We start from the raw sequence: 16,960 nt of genomic DNA, 5'->3' as shown, positions 1-16,960 counted from the left end.
GACGGGGCGCCTGGGGCACGGCGCGCGGGGGCTGGCGCGCGGGGCGCCCGGGTGCTGCGGTGCGCCGGTCAGGCGGGCCGGGGCTCCGGACGGAACGGGTCGGGAATCCCGACCGGCTGGAGCAGCCATAGGAAGTCGCCGAGTCCGCCCGCGGCGGTGAGCTCGGCGGCCTCCCCGGCGCTCGCGAGGGCGCGTACGTAGGCCGGGGGGTTCGTGGAGGCGAGCGCGAGCGGGGGGCGCTCGCCTGAGACGCCGAGGGCGCGCAGGGCGGCGCGTTGGCTGAGCAGTCGCGCACCGGGGGGCGTGCACGCCGTCGCGCCCGCGCCCGTTCCCGCTTCCGCCCCCGCGCCCGCCCGCGTTCCTGCACCCGCCCGCGTTCCTGCTCCCGCCCGCGTTCCTGCTCCCGCGGTCCCGCCCGCGCCCGTTCCTGCTCCCGTCTCCGCGCCCGCCACGGCCTGCGCTCCCGTCTCCGTACCCGCCCCCGCCCCCGTCTGCGCCTGCGCTCCCGCCTCCGCGCACGCGTCCAGTGCCACGTGCGCCGTGATGTCGCACGAGCCGTCCGGCACGGGTGCCGTCTCGCGGCCCTCCCGGAAGCCGGTGAGCGTCCCGAACGGAGGGCGCGCACCGGCCGTGTGCGCGTAGTCCACGGCCACCGCGAGCCCCCGCGTCACACGCGAGACGGCCGACGCCCAGGCGAGGTCCCGGGGGAGCCCGATCTCCGCCCGCAGCCCTTGCTCCTCCGGCAGCGGCCACCAGCGCGCGAGCCACGCTGCGTCCGCGCCCGACACCGGCTCCCCGAGCCGCTCGGCGCCGTCCTCCCGGACGAGCACCCGCCGGGCCACGCCCGCGGAGTCCACCTCGGCGACCTCGACGGGCACGTTGTCCAGCCACTCGTTGGCGAACAGCAGCCCGGTCACCCGCGGCGGAGGTTCGGGCAGCCACACGATCCCGTCGGCGAGGCCCGGCGGGCGGGCGGCGATCTCGACGGCGTACGCGCGCGTGCGGGCGGCCACGTCGGAGGGGAGCGCGGCGAGCACGCCGGTCACCAGTTCGCCGCGGCCGGCGGCCACGTCGACGAAGTCGAGCGACTCGGGCCGCCCGAGCGCCTCGTCGACCCGGCACAGCAGCCCGGCCACGGCCCCGGCGAACAGCGGGGAAGCGTGCACGGACGTACGGAAGTGCCCGGCCGGGCCCTCGGGGCGCCGGTAGAAGCCGTCCGCTCCGTACAGGGCGGTCTCCGCCGCCGTCCGCCAGCCGCGCCACCCGCCGGGGTCCGTCACCTTCTCCACCACCTGGTCAGCCTATGCGCACGACCGATCACGGCCTCCACCTTGCGGAGTACGTCCGTCGGCCTCGGATCGGCCCTCCGGTTGACCCCTGCACGCATCGCGCTTCCCTACGCTGGGTTACGTGCAGCGCCTCTATGACTTCCTCCGCAGACACCCGACCGGGGTCGATGGCTTCTGGGCCCTCTTCCTGCTGGGTATCTCGCTCACGGCGGAGACGACACGGCAGGAGGCCACGGGCACGGACGCCCCGGCACTGGTCGTCCCGATCGTGCTCCTGTTGTGCCTGGTGATCGCGCTGCGCCGCCGCATGCCCGAGAAGATGCTGGTGCTGGCCGGCGCGCTCGGACTGGCGCAGCTGGTGCTGGACGTCCCGACCAGGGCGGCCGACTTCGCGATGCTCGTGATCGTCTACACCGTCGCGGCGACCGGCGCCCGCTGGGCCTCACGGCTCGCCCTGGCGATGGGCCTGTGCGCGGCGACCCTGGCACAGCTGCGCTGGCCGAGCGACCAGACGGGCGTGGCGGGCAACGTGGCGCTCGTCGTCTTCCAGACGGTGCCGTTCGCGCTCGCCTGGGTCCTCGGCGACTCCATACGCACCCGCCGCGCCTACTTCGCGCAGCTGGAGGAGCGCGCGGCGCGCCTGGAGAAGGAGCGCGAGGCCCAGGCGAAGGTCGCGGTCGCCGCCGAGCGCGCCCGGATCGCGCGCGAACTCCACGACGTCGTCGCGCACAACGTGTCGGTGATGGTGGTGCAGGCCGACGGCGCCGCCTACGTCCTCGACGCCGCCCCCGACCAGGCGAAGAAGGCACTGGAGACGATCTCCTCCACCGGCCGTCAGGCCCTGGCCGAGATGCGCCGCCTGCTGGGCGTGCTGCGCACCGGCGAGCACCAGGAGGGCGGCGAGTACGTGCCGCAGCCGGACGTCGAGCAGATCGAGGACCTCGTCGAGCAGTGCCGCGGCTCCGGCCTGCCCGTGGACTTCAAGATCGAGGGCACCCCGCGGCCACTGCCCAGCGGCGTCGAGCTCACCGCGTACCGCATCGTGCAGGAGGCGCTCACCAACACGCGCAAGCACGGCGGGCCGAACGCCGGCGCGAGCGTGCGCCTGGTCTACTTCGACGACGGCCTCGGCCTGCTCGTCGAGGACGACGGCAAGGGCGCCCCGCACGAGCTGTACGAGGAGGGCGGCCCCGACGGCCAGGGCCACGGCCTGATCGGCATGCGCGAACGGGTCGGCATGGTCGGCGGCACCCTGGACGCGGGCCCGCGCCCCGGCGGAGGATTCCGCATCAGCGCACTGCTCCCGCTCAAACCGGCGCACTGACGTCGACGCACGCCTCCTGTTGACACCTGTCACACCTGACACACTTTTGACGCCGCCGGCCACGGCACAGACCGAAACGGAAGAGGACCCGATGACGATCCGCGTGATGCTCGTCGACGACCAGGTGCTGCTGCGCACCGGGTTCCGGATGGTGCTCGCCGCCCAGCCGGACATGGAGGTCGTGGCGGAGGCGGGCGACGGTGTCGAGGCCCTCCAGGTGGTGCGGTCCACGGCGGTCGACGTGGTGCTGATGGACGTGCGCATGCCGAAGCTGGACGGCGTGGAGGCCACCCGGCGCATCTGCGCGGAGGCCGGTGCGCCGAAGGTGCTGATCCTGACCACCTTCGACCTCGACGAGTACGCCTTCTCCGCGCTGAAGGCGGGCGCCTCCGGCTTCATGCTCAAGGACGTGCCGCCCGGCGAGCTGCTCGCCGCCATCCGCTCCGTGCACAGCGGTGACGCGGTGGTCGCCCCCTCCACCACCCGCCGTCTCCTCGACCGGTTCGCGCCCATGCTGCCGAGCGCCGGCAGGGAGCCCCAGCACAAGGAGCTGGAGCGGCTCACCGAGCGGGAGCGCGAGGTCATGGTGCTGGTCGCCCAGGGTCTGTCCAACGGCGAGATCGCGGCCCGGCTGGTGCTGTCCGAGGCGACCGTCAAGACCCACGTGGGCCGCATCCTGACCAAGCTGGGGCTGCGGGACCGGGTGCAGGTGGTGGTCCTGGCGTACGAGACGGGTCTGGTGCGCGCCGGGGGGCACTGAACCGGGCCCACCCGGGCCCACGAGGGCCCACCCGGGGTTGGCCCTGCGGTCCTCGGTCAGCCCTGCGGTCCCCTGCCGGTCCCGCGGTCTCCGGTCGGTCTTGCGGTGCCCGGCTGGTACTGCGGCCCCCGGTCAGCCCTCCGATCCCTGCCGTCCGGGTCGAACCCGGGGAACGTCACCCGCGCGCGACCGGCGCCCACTAGGGTCTGCGCATGCTCCTGTGGATCAACGGCCCCTTCGGCGGCGGCAAGACACAGACGGCACACGAGATCCGGCGGCGCCTGCCCGGCAGCGTCGTCTGCGACCCCGAGCACGCAGGCTTCGGCCTGCGCCGGATGCTCCCGCCCGACCTCCGCGGCGCCCGCGGCGGGACGCCGCTGATCGAGGACTTCCAGGACCTGGTGTCCTGGCGGCAGGGCGTCGTCGAGGTGCTGGACCTCGCTCTGACCGAGCATGACGGCGTCGTGATCGTCCCCATGACCGTGACGCACTCCGGCTACTTCGACGAGACCGTCGGCCGGCTGCGCGCACTCGGCCACGACGTCCGCCACTTCACCCTCCTCGCGGAGCGGGAGACCGTTCTGAGGCGACTGCGCGAGCGTGGCCTCGGGCACCTCCTCCCGTACGCCGCGGGACGGAGGGCCGGGAGGAAGGCGGCCACGAAGAGGACGGGCGGCCGGAACGGCGGTCTCGGTCTCCGTCGTGAGAGCTGGGCCGTCAGGCAGCTCGACCACTGCCTGGAGCGGCTGCGCGAGCCGGAGTTCGCCGAGCACCTGTGGACGGACCACTCGACCGTGCCCAAGACGGCGGACCGCATCGCCGTCCTCGCCGGTCTGATGCTGCGGCCGAACACCGAGGGCGCGCTGCGGACACGGCTGCGGCAGGCGGGGGTCGGACTGCGGCACATCCGCTTCGACTGACGCCCGGCCGGCGGCGCGGTCCTGGAAGGTGTCCGCAACGTCTCGCATGGCCCGCGACGCCTGGTACGCGCTCCCGCCGCAGGCCCCGCCCTCCGGGCGGACGACGCGACTTCGCGCGCACCCCTAGCGGAGTATCCCTTCGAGGAAGTCGCTGCCCAGCCGGGCCACCACCGTCACGTCCAACTGGTGCAGCACGTACCGACCGCGCCGGCGGGTGGTGACCAGGCCCGCCTTCTTCAGGACGCCGAGGTGCCGGGATATCTCGGGCGCCGTCATGCCGTGCACCTGGGCCAGCTCGGTCGTGGTGTAGGTGCTGCGGGCCAGGAGGCGGCAGATCCGCATCCGTACGGGGTGGGAGAGCGCGGTCATGCGCAGCGTGAGCTGCTCGACCGAGGGCGGCGAGGCCAGCTCCGGCGAACCGACCGGGTAGTGCACCACCGGCTGCCAGCCGTACCGGTGCAGCACCATCAGGTGCGGCCAGCCGAGGCTCGTCGGGACGAACAACAGGCTCCCGTCCGCGGTGGCCGTGCGGCCCTCGACCAGTTTGTCCACGGTGATCCGCGCGGCGTGCTCGTCCAGCGTCACGGCGGAGGACACCGACGCGCACGCCTCCGCCAGACCCTTGCGGTGCAGCAGCTCCGTCTTGTGGCGGGCGTCCGCGGCCAGCGGGTGGCAGACCCGGGCCCACACGTCGGCGAAGAACGCCTCGTCGCAGTCCTGGAGGAACTGCCGCAGCCAGGCGCGCACATGGGGCGGGTCGTCGAGGAGCCGACGGGTGAAGCGCACCTGCCGGGGCCCGCGCGAGGCGGCCAGTTCCAGGGCGCGGCGGTGCAGGGCGGGGTCGGAGAGGACCCCCTGGCCCGGTAGGTCGTACCCGGGCGCGCAGGTGAACTCGAGGGCGGAATCGACGAACTGTTCGTCCGTCAGCTTGTCCAGGAGGTCCAGATCCTCGGCGAGGGTGGCGCCCGGCAGGGTGCCGGCGCCGGGGACGCCCGCGCAGGGCAGGAAGAGGTCGGAGAACGTCGTCCGCCACAGGAAGTCGGCGTCGCACATCCGGTCGGCCAGATGGGAGTCGAGGCGCGCGGTCACGCTCGTGACCCAGCCCTGCAGGCCGGGGTGGTGCCCCGGCTCGGACAGCGCGTGCAGCGCCATGCCGAGTTCGGCCAGGGGAGAGGGGACGATCGCGACCCTCTCCGGCCGCAGCCCCGCGATGTCGATGCTCACGCTCATGCCCTCATGGTGCACGCCGCCACCGACAACGCCGTCCTCGATTGACGGCCGCCGTCAATCGACGCGACGCGGCGCACCGGCCCGGCGCACGCTGAGGACACCCAAGGCGACCGCGGAGCCTTCCGGATCCCCGTTCCCACGTCCTGAAGAGGCACCGGCCATGAGCATCACCCAGCAGTACGCCCTCGACGTCCACCGTGCCCGGAGGCACGGCGAGCCCCTCCCGCCCGCGCCAGGCGCCCACGACTGGCAGGTCGTACGCGAAGTGCGCGACCACCACCGGTTCCGCGCGGTCCTCACCGGCCGTCCGGCCCACGGGCGGATACGGCGGGCCCTGCGCCGGCTGCCGCACCCGCGCCCCCGCTCCACCTGCTGAGCGCCCACCGTCACCCCCGCCGGTCACCGTCACACGCCGGTCACCCGTCCCGTGGTCAGCCGTGCACCTCGGTCACCCGTCCCGTGGTCAGCCGTGCACCTCGGTCACCCGTCCCGTGGTCAGCCGTGCACCTCGGTCACCCGCCCGGCGAAGTCGGCGACCGCCGCCCTCACGTCGTCCGCGGTCCACTCCAGGCCCGCGGCGCCGACGGTGACCTCGGTGAAGGACAGGCCGGGCCCGCCGCGGTCCCAGGCGGCGGCGAAGAGCATCGCCTTCGTCCGCTCGGCCTGGAGCGCCGCCGCTTCGGCGAGCACGTCCGCCTCGTACGGCAGCCAGACCTGGAACTCGTGGGTGTGCGGCACCTCCGGGTGCACCCGCGCCCACGGCAGGCCCGCCTCGGCGAACCCTTCGCGGAGCGCTGCCGCCACCACGCGCGCGTGGGCGACGTACTCCGGCAGCCTGGGCAGCTCACGCTCCAGACCGACGAGCGCCGACAGCGCCGTGGGGAACTGCTGGAAGACCATGCCGCCGTAGCGGTGCCGCCAGACCCGGGCCTCCTCGACCAGCGTCCTCGGGCCGGCGAGCGCGGCGCCGCCGAAGCCGCCGAGGGACTTGTAGAACGACACGTAGACGCTGTCGGCCAGGCCCGCGATCTCGTCCACGGGGCGGCCGAAGTGGACGGTGGACTCCCACAGGCGCGCGCCGTCGAAGTGCACCACCGCGTCACGCTCGCGCGCCGCCTCCACGACCTCCGTGAGGTCGTCCCAGGAGGGCAGCACGAAGCCCGCGTCCCGGAGGGGCAGTTCCAGCATGAGCGTCCCGAAGGGCTCCTCCAGGGCGCGCACCTCGTCGGCCGTGGGCAGCCGGGGCTCGCTCGTCACACGGACCGTACGCAGCCCGCTGACCGTACCGAGCGCCCCTCGTTCGTGCACCTCGGGATGGGCCAGCGCGTGCAGGGCGACGGCGGGGTTCCCGGTGCGCCCGGCCCAGCAGCGCAGGGCGACCTGCTGCGCCATCGTGCCCGTCGGGAAGAAGGCGGCCGCCTCCGTCCCCAGCAGCGCGGCGACCCGCTCCTCCAGGGCTCCCACCACCCCGTTGCCGTAGATGTCCGCGCGCTCGTCCAGGTCGTGGACCTCCGGGGCGGCGTCGTGCAGCAGCGCGAGCCGCTCGCGGAGCGTGCCCAGGAAGCCGGGGCGGACCAGGACGCGCTCCGCCTCCCGGAACGCCGCCGCCCGCCGCTCCCGCAGACGCTCCCGCGCCGACTGCTCCGCGCCCTCTTCCCCGCTCGATCCGCCGTCCCGAACGCTCACGTCCGCCGTCTCCGTCATGCTCCGGATCATGCCGTGCGCCGCGCGCCGGGCACACCCGTTTCCCGGCGACCACGGTCCCGCCTTACCGGACGGCCACGGATCCGCCGTCCCGGCCGCGGCCACAGTTCCGCCGTCCCTCAGCGGCGGCCACGGAGTCGTCGTTCCCGGCGGCAGATACGGGCGCGCCGTCCCCTCCGCGGCGGCCACGGATACGCCGCCCCCAGCGGCGGCCACGGATTCACGCCCCCCGCCCGGCAGCTACGAATCCGCCGTCCACCCGGGCGGCAGCCACGGATCCGCCGCCCCCCACCCCGCGGCGGCCACGGATTCACCGTCCCCAGGCGACCCACAGCCTGTGGACGACCGGACGCTCCGGGAGGCGATCGCGTTAACATGACGAGAAATCGTCCGGTACCCGGAGCGGACTGGAACGGGAAGGCCACCGTCGAGTGAGTACAAGCCAACAGCCAGATCCCAGGGACCGCCCGGCGCGGCTCGCCGTCGGCGTCGTCGGCGCCGGCCGCGTGGGCCCCGCGCTCGCCGCGTCCCTTCAGCTCGCCGGGCACCGTCCGGTCGCCGTCTCCGGCGTCTCCGACGCCTCCCGGCGGCGGGCCGCCCTGATGCTGCCCGACGTGCCGCTCGTTTCTCCCGCCGAGGTCCTCAGGCGCGCCGAACTGGTTCTGCTGACCGTCCCCGACGACACCCTGCCCGGCCTCGTCGAAGGCCTCGCCGAGACCGGCGCCGTACGGCCGGGGCAACTGCTCGTGCACACCTCCGGGCGGTACGGCGCGCGCGTCCTCGACCCCGCCCTGCGCGCGGGCGCGCTGCCGCTGGCCCTGCACCCGGCGATGACCTTCACCGGCACGCCGGTGGACGTGCAGCGCCTGGCCGGCTGCTCCTTCGGCGTCACCGCGCCCGACGAGCTGCGGCTGGCCGCCGAGGCCCTCGTCATCGAGATGGGCGGCGAACCGGAGTGGATCGCCGAGGAGAACCGGCCGCTCTACCACGCTGCCCTCGCCCTGGGCGCCAACCACCTGGTCACGCTGGTCGCCCAGTCCATGGAGCTGCTGCGCGCGGCCGGCGTCGAGGCCCCCGACCGGATGCTCGGCCCGCTGCTGGGCGCGGCCCTCGACAACGCGCTGCGCTCCGGCGACGCGGCGCTCACCGGCCCCGTGGCGCGCGGGGACGCGGGCACGGTCGCCGCGCACGTCTCCGAGCTGCGCAAGCACGCCCCGCAGGCCGTGGGCGGCTACCTGGCGATGGCCCGCGCCACCGCCGACCGCGCGCTCGCGCACGGGCTGCTCAAGCCCGAGCTCGCCGAGGACCTTCTCGGGGTACTCGCCAACGGGACCGACGGCGCCGAGGGAGATGCCGGATGACCACGACCCTGCTGCGCACCGCCGACGAACTGCACGCACGCACGCGTGCGGACCGCCGGGCCGTCGTGATGACGATGGGCGCCCTGCACGACGGCCACGCCACCCTCGTCCGCACCGCACGGGAGATCGCCGGGCCGGACGGCGAGGTCGTCGTCACGGTCTTCGTCAACCCGCTGCAGTTCGGCAAGGGCGAGGACCTCGACCGCTATCCGCGCACCCTGGACGCCGACGTCAAGCTCGCCGAGCAGGCCGGCGCGGACGTCGTGTTCGCCCCCTTCGTGGACGAGGTCTACCCGGGCGGCGAACCCCAGGTCCGCATCAGCGCGGGACCCATGGGGGAGCGCCTGGAGGGCGCCTCGCGCCCCGGCCACTTCGACGGCATGCTCACCGTCGTCGCCAAGCTGCTGCACCTCACCCGGCCCGACGTGGCCCTGTTCGGGCAGAAGGACGCCCAGCAGCTCGCCCTGATCCGCCGCATGGTGCGGGACCTGAACTTCGGCGTCGAGATCGTCGCCGTACCGACCGTGCGCGAGGACGACGGACTGGCCTTGTCCAGCCGCAACCGCTACCTCTCCCCGGCCGAGCGGCGCACCGCGCTCGCGCTGTCCCAGGCGCTGTTCGCGGGCCGCGACCGGCACGCCGCGCAAGAGGCGCTGCGGGCACGCGCGCGTGAGGTGCCCGCCACGCACGCGCGCGCCGAGGCCCTCAGCGCCATAGGGGAGTCCCGTGCCGCCGCCGACGCGCACGCCGTCGCCAAGGCCGTCCCCGGCAGCGCGGCGGCCGTCCGCGCCGCCGCCCGCCTCGTCCTCGACGAGGCCGCCCGGCTGAGCCCGCCGCTGGAGCTGGACTACCTCGCGCTCGTCGACCCGTCCGACTTCACCGAGATCGGGGACGACTTCACCGGCGAGGCCGTCCTCGCCGTCGCCGCCCGGGTCGGGACGACCCGGCTGATCGACAACCTTCCCCTCACCTTCGGAGCCGCCTCGTGACCAGCACAGGCATACGACTGCACGCGCCCGCGCCCGGGTGGTCCATCTCCGCGGACGTCGTGGTCGTCGGCTCCGGAGTCGCCGGCCTCACCGCCGCCCTGCGCTGCGAGGCCGCGGGCCTGACGACGGTCGTCGTCACCAAGGCCCGCCTGGACGACGGCTCCACCCGCTGGGCACAGGGCGGCATCGCCGCGGCCCTCGGCGAGGGCGACACCCCCGAGCAGCACCTGGACGACACCCTGGTGGCGGGCGCGGACCTGTGCGACGAGGGCGCGGTGCGCATCCTGGTCACCGAGGGCCCCGACGCCGTACGGCGCCTCATCGACACCGGCGCCCACTTCGACGAGTCCTCCGAGGGAGGACTGGAACTGACCCGTGAGGGCGGCCACCACCGGCGCCGCATCGCGCACGCCGGCGGCGACGCGACCGGCGCGGAGATCTCCCGCGCCCTCGTCGAGGCCGTACGCGCGCGTGGACTGCGCACGATCGAGAACGCGCTCGTGCTGGACCTGCTCACGGACGCCGACGGCCGCACCGCCGGCGTCACCCTCCACGTCATGGGCGAGGGCCAGCACGACGGCGTGGGCGCCGTGCACGCCCCCGCGGTGGTCCTCGCGACCGGCGGCATGGGCCAGGTCTTCTCCGCCACCACCAACCCGTCGGTGTCCACGGGCGACGGCGTGGCGCTCGCGCTGCGCGCGGGAGCCGAGGTGAGCGACCTGGAGTTCGTCCAGTTCCACCCGACCGTGCTGTTCCTCGGTCCCGACGCGGAGGGCCAGCAGCCCCTCGTCTCCGAGGCGGTCCGCGGCGAGGGAGCCCACCTGGTCGACGCGGACGGCGTGCGCTTCATGCTCGGGCAGCACGAACTGGCCGAACTCGCCCCCCGCGACATCGTCGCCAAGGGCATCATGCGCCGCATGCAGGAGCAGGACGCCGAGCACATGTTCCTCGACGCCCGCCACTTCGGCGCCGACATGTGGGAGCACCGCTTCCCGACGATCCTGGCCGCCTGCCGCGCGAACGGCATCGACCCGGTCACCGAGCCCGTCCCGGTCGCCCCGGCCGCCCACTACGCCTCCGGAGGCGTGCGCACCGACTCCCACGGCCGGACGACCGTCCCGGGCCTGTACGCGTGCGGCGAGGTCGCGTGCACCGGCGTGCACGGCGCGAACCGGCTCGCCTCCAACTCCCTCCTCGAGGGCCTCGTCTACGCCGAGCGGATCGCCGCCGACATCGCGGCGAACCGGGCGGACGACGGCCTCCACGCGCGCGTGCCCGCACCGGTGGAGCACCCCGAGACCCCCGCGCACCCGCTCCTCGCCCCCGAGGCCCGCTTCGCCATCCAGCGGACCATGACCGAGGGCGCGGGCGTGCTGCGCTCCGCCGAGTCGCTGGAGAAGGCCGCCGACCAGCTCCAGCGGCTGCACGCCGAGGCCCGCGACGCCCTCGACGAGAACGGCAAGACCGCCGAGCCCGGCGTCGACACCTGGGAGGCCACCAACCTCCTGTGCGTGGCCCGCGTCCTGGTCGCCGCCGCGCGGCTGCGCGAGGAGACCCGCGGCTGCCACTGGCGCGAGGACCACGCCGAGCGCGACGACACCACCTGGCGCCGTCATATCGTCGTACGGCTGAATCCGGACCGGACGCTCGCCGTACACACCACCGATACCGCAGACTTCCCCCCGACCCGGCAGCACCAGCAGGAGCAGTGACAGAAGTGAGCACCCCCGAGGACCTTCCCCTCGTCCAGAACGGCGGCTGCGGCGACGGCTGTGCCTGTGGCGCCGACGCCGTAGCCGACGGCGACGAGGAGTACCTGGAGTGCGGGCTGGACCCCGCGCTCGCCCAGCTCCTGGCCGACGCGGGCCTCGACCCGCTGGAGGTCGAGGACATCGCCAACGTCGCCATCCAGGAGGACCTGGACCACGGCGTGGACGTGACGACCGTCGCGACCATCCCCGAGGACGCCGTCGCCACCGCCGACTTCACCGCGCGTGAGGCGGGCGTGGTGGCGGGCCTCAGAGTCGCCGAGGCGGTGATCTCGGTCGTCTGCTCGGACGAGTTCGAGGTCGAGCGGCACGTGGAGGACGGCGACCGCGTGGAGGCTGGCCAGAAGCTGCTGTCGGTCACCACGCGCACGCGTGACCTGCTCACCGCGGAGCGCAGCGCCCTCAACCTGATGTGCCGCCTGTCGGGCATCGCCACCGCCACGCGCGCGTGGGCGGATGTCCTGGAGGGCACCAAGGCCCGCGTGCGCGACACCAGGAAGACCACGCCGGGCCTGCGCGCCCTGGAGAAGTTCGCCGTCCGGTGCGGCGGCGGGGTCAACCACCGCATGTCGCTGTCCGACGCGGCCCTGGTCAAGGACAACCACGTGGTCGCCGCGGGCGGTGTCGCCAAGGCCTTCGAGGCCGTACGCGAGGCCTTCCCGGACGTGCCGATCGAGGTCGAGGTCGACACCCTGCACCAGCTCCGCGAGGTCGTGGACGCCGGCGCCGACCTGATCCTGCTGGACAACTTCACGCCCAACGAGTGCGCGGAGGCCGTCGGCATCGTCGGCGGGCGCGCGCTGCTGGAGGCGTCCGGCCGGCTGACCCTGGACAACGCCAAGGCGTACGCCGACACCGGCGTCGACTTCCTGGCCGTCGGAGCCCTGACCCACTCCTCGCCGATCCTCGACATCGGCCTGGACCTGCGAGCGGCGGAGTAGGCGGGAACCGGCCATGCTGCTGACGATCGACGTGGGGAACACGCACACGGTGCTCGGCCTGTTCGACGGTGAGGACATCGTCGAGCACTGGCGGATCTCGACGGACGCCCGCCGTACGGCCGACGAGCTCGCGGTGCTCCTCCAGGGCCTGATGGGCATGCACCCGCTCCTCGGGGTGGAGCTGGGCGACGGCATCGACGGCATCGCCATCTGCGCGACGGTCCCCTCGGTGCTGCACGAGCTGCGCGAGGTCACCCGTCGCCACTACGGCGACGTGCCGGCCGTACTCGTCGAACCCGGCGTGAAGACGGGCGTCCCCATCCTCTTCGACAACCCCAAGGAGGTCGGCGCCGACCGCATCATCAACGCGGTCGCGGCGAACGAGCTCTACGGCGGCCCCGCGATCGTCGTCGACTTCGGCACGGCGACGACGTTCGACGCGATCAGCGCGCGCGGGGAGTACGTCGGCGGCGTCATCGCCCCCGGCATCGAGATCTCGGTGGAGGCCCTGGGCATCAAGGCCGCCCAGCTCCGCAAGATCGAGGTGGCCCGCCCGCGCAGCGTGATCGGCAAGAACACGGTCGAGGCGATGCAGGCCGGCGTGATCTACGGCTTCGCGGGCCAGGTCGACGGGGTCGTGAGCCGCATGGCGCGCGAGCTCGCGGACGACCCGGACGACGTGACCGTGATCGCGACGGGCGGCCTGGCACCGATGGTGCTGGGCGAGTCCTCGGTGATCGACGAGCACGAGCCGTGGCTGACCCTGATCGGCCTGCGGCTCGTGTACGAGCGGAACGTGTCGCGTATGTGACGCGAGCGGGGTGCGTGATGCGCACCCCGCCCGCTACGGCACAGACGCCGGCGGTGCGCTTCCGCCCGGCACCGGGACAGGCGGGGCACGTCCTCCGGCCCGGCCGGCCTGCCAGGAGCGGCGAGTGGGCCGGAGCCCGAGAAACCCGGGCGTGGGCCGGCTCCTGAGCACCTGATGGGCCCACCCGTGTGACCAGGTGCGGGCCGACCGGCGGACATCGGCACGCCACACCCGCACCTTATGTCGAACTTGTCTGATTAGCGCGTACTGTCGCCGCATGCCCACGCCACACGGATCCCGCGGCGGCATGGCGTTCGGCGCGGAGGAGCTGCGTGTGCTCCGCCGCGCCCTCGCCCTCGCCCTCCACCCCGGCCACGCCTCGGCCGAGGACGTCCAGGACTGCCATCGCCTCGCCGAGTCCCTCGACGAGGCGATGCGTGAGGCCGCCCGGATGCGGGCCTTCCTGGTGGCCGACCTCGCCCGGTACCGCGCCGCACTCCCCGGCACCGCGGCCGGCTACCTCACGCTCCTCGCGGAGGTCCTGGGCGCCGGACACCGGCCCGATCCGGACGACCTCGCCGCCCTGCGCGCGCTGCGCGGCAATCCGACGGCCGCCGCCCTCCTGGCCCACTGCCAGGCCCTCGCCGAACAGGACGTACGCGCCCGTCTCGCGCGCCGTACGGCCCAGCACGGCACTCCCGCGACTCCCCTCGTCCCCGCGTCCCGCAAGCGCCTCACGGCGCTCCCCGGCGGCCTCTCCGGCGCCGCGGGGGAGGAGGCCGGGGAGCGCGTCGCCCTCACCGTCGGCGGCCCCGAGGAGAAGCCCGGGAGGACACCCGGAGAGAAGCCCGCCGCACCCCGCCCCGGTCCCGGTCCCGTCCCCGTGAAGCCCGCCGCTCCCGATCCCGGCCGCCGGCCCATCCCCACGCCGGGCGAGGTCTTCCCGCGCCGCAAGCCCGCCACGCCGCCCGCCCAGCCCGAGCAGGAGAGGCTCGCGGTCGGCTGAGGTTCCCGGTCGGGACTGCTGCGGCGCGCCGGCCCCGTCCCGACGTGGCTACCCGTCGGGGCGGCTGCGGCGCGCCGACCCCGTCCCTGCGTCCCGCCCCTCCGTGGCTACCCTGGACCCATGGACTACGTCTCCGCGCTCGTGCCCCCGTTCGTCATGGCCGTGCTCTTCATCGGTGTCATCAGGGTGATCGTGAAGACCCAGGGCGGGGCCAACAAGGCCAAGGAGGACGCGGCCGTCGACGCCGCCCTCGCGCGAGCGGAGGGCGCCCGCCAGGCCCCCGCACAGCACGACGCCTGACACCGCACGTCCCAGGGCGTACGGCTCCCGCCCGCGGAGCCGTACGCCCTTTTTGTTCATTTTTGATGATGAAAGTGCATGTCCGGCACGCCATCGACCGGATCTACCACTATTGTCTGAAGTGTGCCTCGCCCCTTGGGAGAACTCGAAGACGCGGTCATGACGCGGGTGTGGAAGTGGAACCGCCCGGTGACCGTTCGAGAAGTCCTGGAAGACCTTCAGCAGGAACGGTCCATCGCCTACACCACGGTGATGACCGTTTTGGACAATCTCCATCAGAAGGGCTGGGTGCGCCGTGAGGCGGAAGGCCGGGCCTATCGATATGAGGCGGTCTCCACCCGCGCCGCCTACGCCGCGGCCCTGATGAACGACGCCTGGGCGCAGAGCGACAACCCGGCCGCCGCTCTCGTCGCCTTCTTCGGGATGATGAGCGACGAACAGCGCGGGGCGCTGCGGGACGCCGTACGCATCGTCCAAGGTCCGGAATCATCCGAACCCGCACAAGCGGCGAGTGGCGGGGAGAACCCCGGCTCGGCAACGGAGACCGGCGGGCGATAGCGTCCGCACATGTCAGCACAGAGCCCCGAAGTCAGCGCTAAAGCCATCACCGTCCGCCGGGCCCGGACCAGCGATGTCCCCGCCGTACGCCGTCTCCTTGACGCGTACGTGCGTGACGGCATCCTGCTCGACAAAGCGACGGTGACGCTTTACGAGGACATCCAGGAGTTCTGGGTCGCCGAACGCGACGACAACGCCGAGGTGGTCGGCTGCGGCGCCCTGCACGTGATGTGGGAAGACCTCGCGGAAGTCCGCACACTCGCGGTGAAGCCCGGCCTGAAGGGCGCCGGCGTGGGGCACCAGTTGTTGGAGAAGTTGCTGCACACCGCCCGCTGGCTCGGCGTTCGGCGCGTTTTCTGCCTGACCTTCGAAGTGGACTTCTTCGGCAAGCACGGCTTCGTGGAGATCGGCGAGACACCCGTCGACACCGATGTCTACGCAGAGCTCCTGCGTTCCTATGACGAGGGCGTCGCGGAGTTCCTCGGACTCGAACGAGTGAAACCGAACACCTTGGGCAACAGCCGGATGCTTCTGCATCTGTGATCGTCGAGCCCTTTCCGGACCGACCGGCCTTGCCCGGGTTCCCTATGTCCGAAACGCGTACGTTTCCGGACGGAGGCCGGTCCGTGGGCCTCTCCCAGGGGTTTGTGTTTTTCCAGCAAAAGCGGTTTGCTTTCCGACGTACTGCAGTACTGCATATAACAAGGGCGGCGAAACGGCGGACGCCGCAGACCCCCGGCCCTCACGTTATCGATGAAAGGAAATCCGGTGGCACAGAAGGTTCAGGTCCTTCTTGTCGACGACCTCGACGGCGGCGAGGCGGACGAGACCGTGACGTTCGCGCTGGACGGCAAGACCTACGAGATCGATCTCACGACGGCCAATGCGGACAAGCTGCGCAGCCTTCTCGACCCCTATGTGAAGGGCGGTCGTCGTACCGGAGGCCGCGCTTCGGGCGGACGCGGAAAGACGCGCGCCGCTTCCGGCGGCAGCCAGGACACCGCGCAGATCCGCGCATGGGCGAAGGAGAACGGTTACGAGGTCAACGACCGTGGCCGCGTTCCCGCGTCCATTCGCGAGGCTTACGAGAAGGCCAACGCCTGAGCGCTCGCGCGCCGCAGCCGGACACGGTGACAATGCGTTGCCAGCGTGTCCACCCACCGCACCAGATCGGGGGCGCCCCCACCGCCCCCCAAGGCCGACACCGTCGGCAGCGAGGCCTCGACCTCTCGCCCGGCCTCGGGGGGCCGCACCCACACGGCGGCCCCCTGTGCAGGCCAGGGAGGCCGGGAACACTCCGGACCCGGAGGCAGGGGCGCCTCGATGACGCCGCCCGCTCCGACCGCCCTCAGATCCAGCGGCAGCGCCCCCCACTCCAGCCACCGCAGGATCCCCGGCAGCTCCTCCGCGCTCCCCGCGGCCACCAGCAGCCGCATCCGGTCCCCCTCTACGGCCACCGGAGAGCCCGGCGCCAGGCGCCTCAGCGCCGCGTGACCCGCCTCGGCCGGCACCTCCAGGACGTCGAAGCGCACCCCTACCGAAAGTCGTACCGGCTTCCCGGGCACCGTCGGCCACCCCAGTTCGTTCTCGTACCAGCCGCGGGTGCGGTCGGAGGGGCCGGCCGGATCGGGCGGCTCCGCCGGACCGGCCGGAGCGGCGGGATCGAGCACCCTTCGGGAGAGGGGAACCGTGGATGCCGGAGAAGCGGCCGCGGGAGAGGCCGGAGGGCCGACCGGCGGGACTGAGCCAACCATGCCGAGTGCAACCGCCCGGACACCCTTCAGGTCACGCACCGTGTTCACCCCAATGCGTGGCGTGGCGAAAAAGGGGGGCGCGGGGCGCATCCGGAGGCGCAAGGTTGTTCGCCCGTAGCGGAGGGAACCGGTGCACGCGGCATGGAGTGTCAGTCCCAGCGGGTAAGACATCCCTAGTGGGAGGGGGCGACACGCAGGAAAGGCGGCCTCGCGTTCGCCATCGGCGTAGTGATGGTGGGGGTAA

At 73.4% G+C, this 16,960-nt stretch carries 18 protein-coding genes; 14 read left to right on the top strand and 4 right to left on the bottom strand.

Annotation, left to right across the window (positions count from 1 at the left end; translation table 11 throughout):
• Positions 1 to 68: 68 nt before the first annotated feature.
• The gene (locus ACIHAR_RS30680; protein ID WP_400022724.1) at positions 69 to 1,292 is read right to left on the bottom strand and encodes an SAM-dependent methyltransferase; all 1,224 of its coding nucleotides are present in this window, start codon (positions 1,290 to 1,292) and stop codon (positions 69 to 71) included.
• Between the two features lie 118 nt (positions 1,293 to 1,410).
• Here ACIHAR_RS30680 and ACIHAR_RS30675 point away from each other — a divergent pair, with 118 nt between their 5' ends.
• The 3 genes from ACIHAR_RS30675 to ACIHAR_RS30665 all read left to right on the top strand — a co-directional run bounded on the left by ACIHAR_RS30675 (position 1,411) and on the right by ACIHAR_RS30665 (position 4,293).
• Positions 1,411 to 2,613, top strand: a complete 1,203-nt coding sequence (locus ACIHAR_RS30675; protein WP_365461565.1) for a sensor histidine kinase — start codon at positions 1,411 to 1,413, stop codon at positions 2,611 to 2,613.
• Between the two features lie 91 nt (positions 2,614 to 2,704).
• Positions 2,705 to 3,373, top strand: a complete 669-nt coding sequence (locus tag ACIHAR_RS30670; RefSeq protein ID WP_365461563.1) for a response regulator transcription factor — start codon at positions 2,705 to 2,707, stop codon at positions 3,371 to 3,373.
• 212 nt (positions 3,374 to 3,585) lie between these two features.
• Positions 3,586 to 4,293: an AAA family ATPase gene (locus ACIHAR_RS30665; protein ID WP_400022723.1), complete on the top strand. Its 708-nt coding sequence runs from the start codon at positions 3,586 to 3,588 to the stop codon at positions 4,291 to 4,293.
• Positions 4,294 to 4,416: 123 nt separating this feature from the next.
• On the opposite strand, the gene ACIHAR_RS30660 is transcribed toward ACIHAR_RS30665, so the two are convergent.
• On the bottom strand, positions 4,417 to 5,523 hold the full coding sequence (locus tag ACIHAR_RS30660) for a DUF5937 family protein (RefSeq protein WP_400022722.1): 1,107 nt from the start codon (positions 5,521 to 5,523) through the stop codon (positions 4,417 to 4,419).
• 160 nt (positions 5,524 to 5,683) lie between these two features.
• On the opposite strand from ACIHAR_RS30660, the gene ACIHAR_RS30655 reads away from it, so the two are divergent.
• The gene (locus ACIHAR_RS30655; protein ID WP_365461557.1) at positions 5,684 to 5,899 is read left to right on the top strand and encodes a hypothetical protein; all 216 of its coding nucleotides are present in this window, start codon (positions 5,684 to 5,686) and stop codon (positions 5,897 to 5,899) included.
• Between the two features lie 119 nt (positions 5,900 to 6,018).
• Here ACIHAR_RS30655 and ACIHAR_RS30650 read toward each other — a convergent pair whose 3' ends face one another.
• Entirely contained in the window at positions 6,019 to 7,227 is a 1,209-nt protein-coding gene (locus tag ACIHAR_RS30650) for a threonine aldolase family protein (protein WP_400022721.1), read from the bottom strand.
• Positions 7,228 to 7,658: 431 nt separating this feature from the next.
• Between ACIHAR_RS30650 and ACIHAR_RS30645 the strand changes: the two genes are divergently transcribed.
• The 10 genes from ACIHAR_RS30645 to ACIHAR_RS30600 all read left to right on the top strand — a co-directional run bounded on the left by ACIHAR_RS30645 (position 7,659) and on the right by ACIHAR_RS30600 (position 16,066).
• The gene (locus tag ACIHAR_RS30645; protein ID WP_400022720.1) at positions 7,659 to 8,588 is read left to right on the top strand and encodes a Rossmann-like and DUF2520 domain-containing protein; all 930 of its coding nucleotides are present in this window, start codon (positions 7,659 to 7,661) and stop codon (positions 8,586 to 8,588) included.
• Positions 8,585 to 9,577, top strand: coding sequence for a pantoate--beta-alanine ligase (gene panC / locus ACIHAR_RS30640; RefSeq protein ID WP_388757757.1), 993 nt, complete (start codon positions 8,585 to 8,587; stop codon positions 9,575 to 9,577). The genes ACIHAR_RS30645 and panC overlap by 4 nt, the downstream gene beginning before the upstream one ends.
• On the top strand, positions 9,574 to 11,289 hold the full coding sequence (locus tag ACIHAR_RS30635; protein ID WP_400022719.1) for an L-aspartate oxidase: 1,716 nt from the start codon (positions 9,574 to 9,576) through the stop codon (positions 11,287 to 11,289). The genes panC and ACIHAR_RS30635 overlap by 4 nt, the downstream gene beginning before the upstream one ends.
• Positions 11,290 to 11,294: 5 nt before the next feature.
• Positions 11,295 to 12,287 (top strand): carboxylating nicotinate-nucleotide diphosphorylase, encoded by a 993-nt coding sequence (gene nadC / locus ACIHAR_RS30630; RefSeq protein ID WP_400022718.1) that lies wholly within the window; start codon positions 11,295 to 11,297, stop codon positions 12,285 to 12,287.
• Positions 12,288 to 12,300: 13 nt separating this feature from the next.
• A complete protein-coding gene (locus ACIHAR_RS30625) occupies positions 12,301 to 13,098 on the top strand; it encodes a type III pantothenate kinase (protein WP_365461545.1) in 798 nt (265 codons plus the stop codon).
• A gap of 307 nt (positions 13,099 to 13,405) precedes the next feature.
• Positions 13,406 to 14,104 carry a hypothetical protein gene (locus ACIHAR_RS30620; RefSeq protein WP_365461698.1) on the top strand — a complete coding sequence of 233 codons (699 nt, stop codon included), beginning with the start codon at positions 13,406 to 13,408 and terminating at the stop codon, positions 14,102 to 14,104.
• A gap of 120 nt (positions 14,105 to 14,224) precedes the next feature.
• On the top strand, positions 14,225 to 14,404 hold the full coding sequence (locus tag ACIHAR_RS30615) for a hypothetical protein (RefSeq protein WP_365461543.1): 180 nt from the start codon (positions 14,225 to 14,227) through the stop codon (positions 14,402 to 14,404).
• 135 nt (positions 14,405 to 14,539) lie between these two features.
• A complete protein-coding gene (locus ACIHAR_RS30610) occupies positions 14,540 to 14,962 on the top strand; it encodes a BlaI/MecI/CopY family transcriptional regulator (protein ID WP_384652129.1) in 423 nt (140 codons plus the stop codon).
• Positions 14,963 to 14,971: 9 nt separating this feature from the next.
• Entirely contained in the window at positions 14,972 to 15,505 is a 534-nt protein-coding gene (locus tag ACIHAR_RS30605; protein WP_189943627.1) for an amino-acid N-acetyltransferase, read from the top strand.
• A 225-nt stretch (positions 15,506 to 15,730) separates the two neighbouring features.
• Complete coding sequence (locus ACIHAR_RS30600) at positions 15,731 to 16,066, top strand: Lsr2 family protein (protein WP_365461538.1); 336 nt, start codon at positions 15,731 to 15,733, stop codon at positions 16,064 to 16,066.
• Here the strand turns inward: ACIHAR_RS30600 and ACIHAR_RS30595 are convergent.
• Positions 16,045 to 16,716, bottom strand: coding sequence for an SCO3374 family protein (locus ACIHAR_RS30595; RefSeq protein ID WP_400022717.1), 672 nt, complete (start codon positions 16,714 to 16,716; stop codon positions 16,045 to 16,047). The two genes, ACIHAR_RS30600 and ACIHAR_RS30595, sit on opposite strands and share 22 nt — an antisense overlap.
• Between the last annotated feature and the right edge of the window lie 244 nt (positions 16,717 to 16,960).

Source organism: Streptomyces sp. NPDC052016, from assembly GCF_044548445.1.
GTDB lineage: Bacteria > Actinomycetota > Actinomycetes > Streptomycetales > Streptomycetaceae > Streptomyces.
The sequence above is the reverse complement of the archived record's forward strand: the minus strand, read 5'-3'. Positions and strand labels throughout refer to the sequence as shown.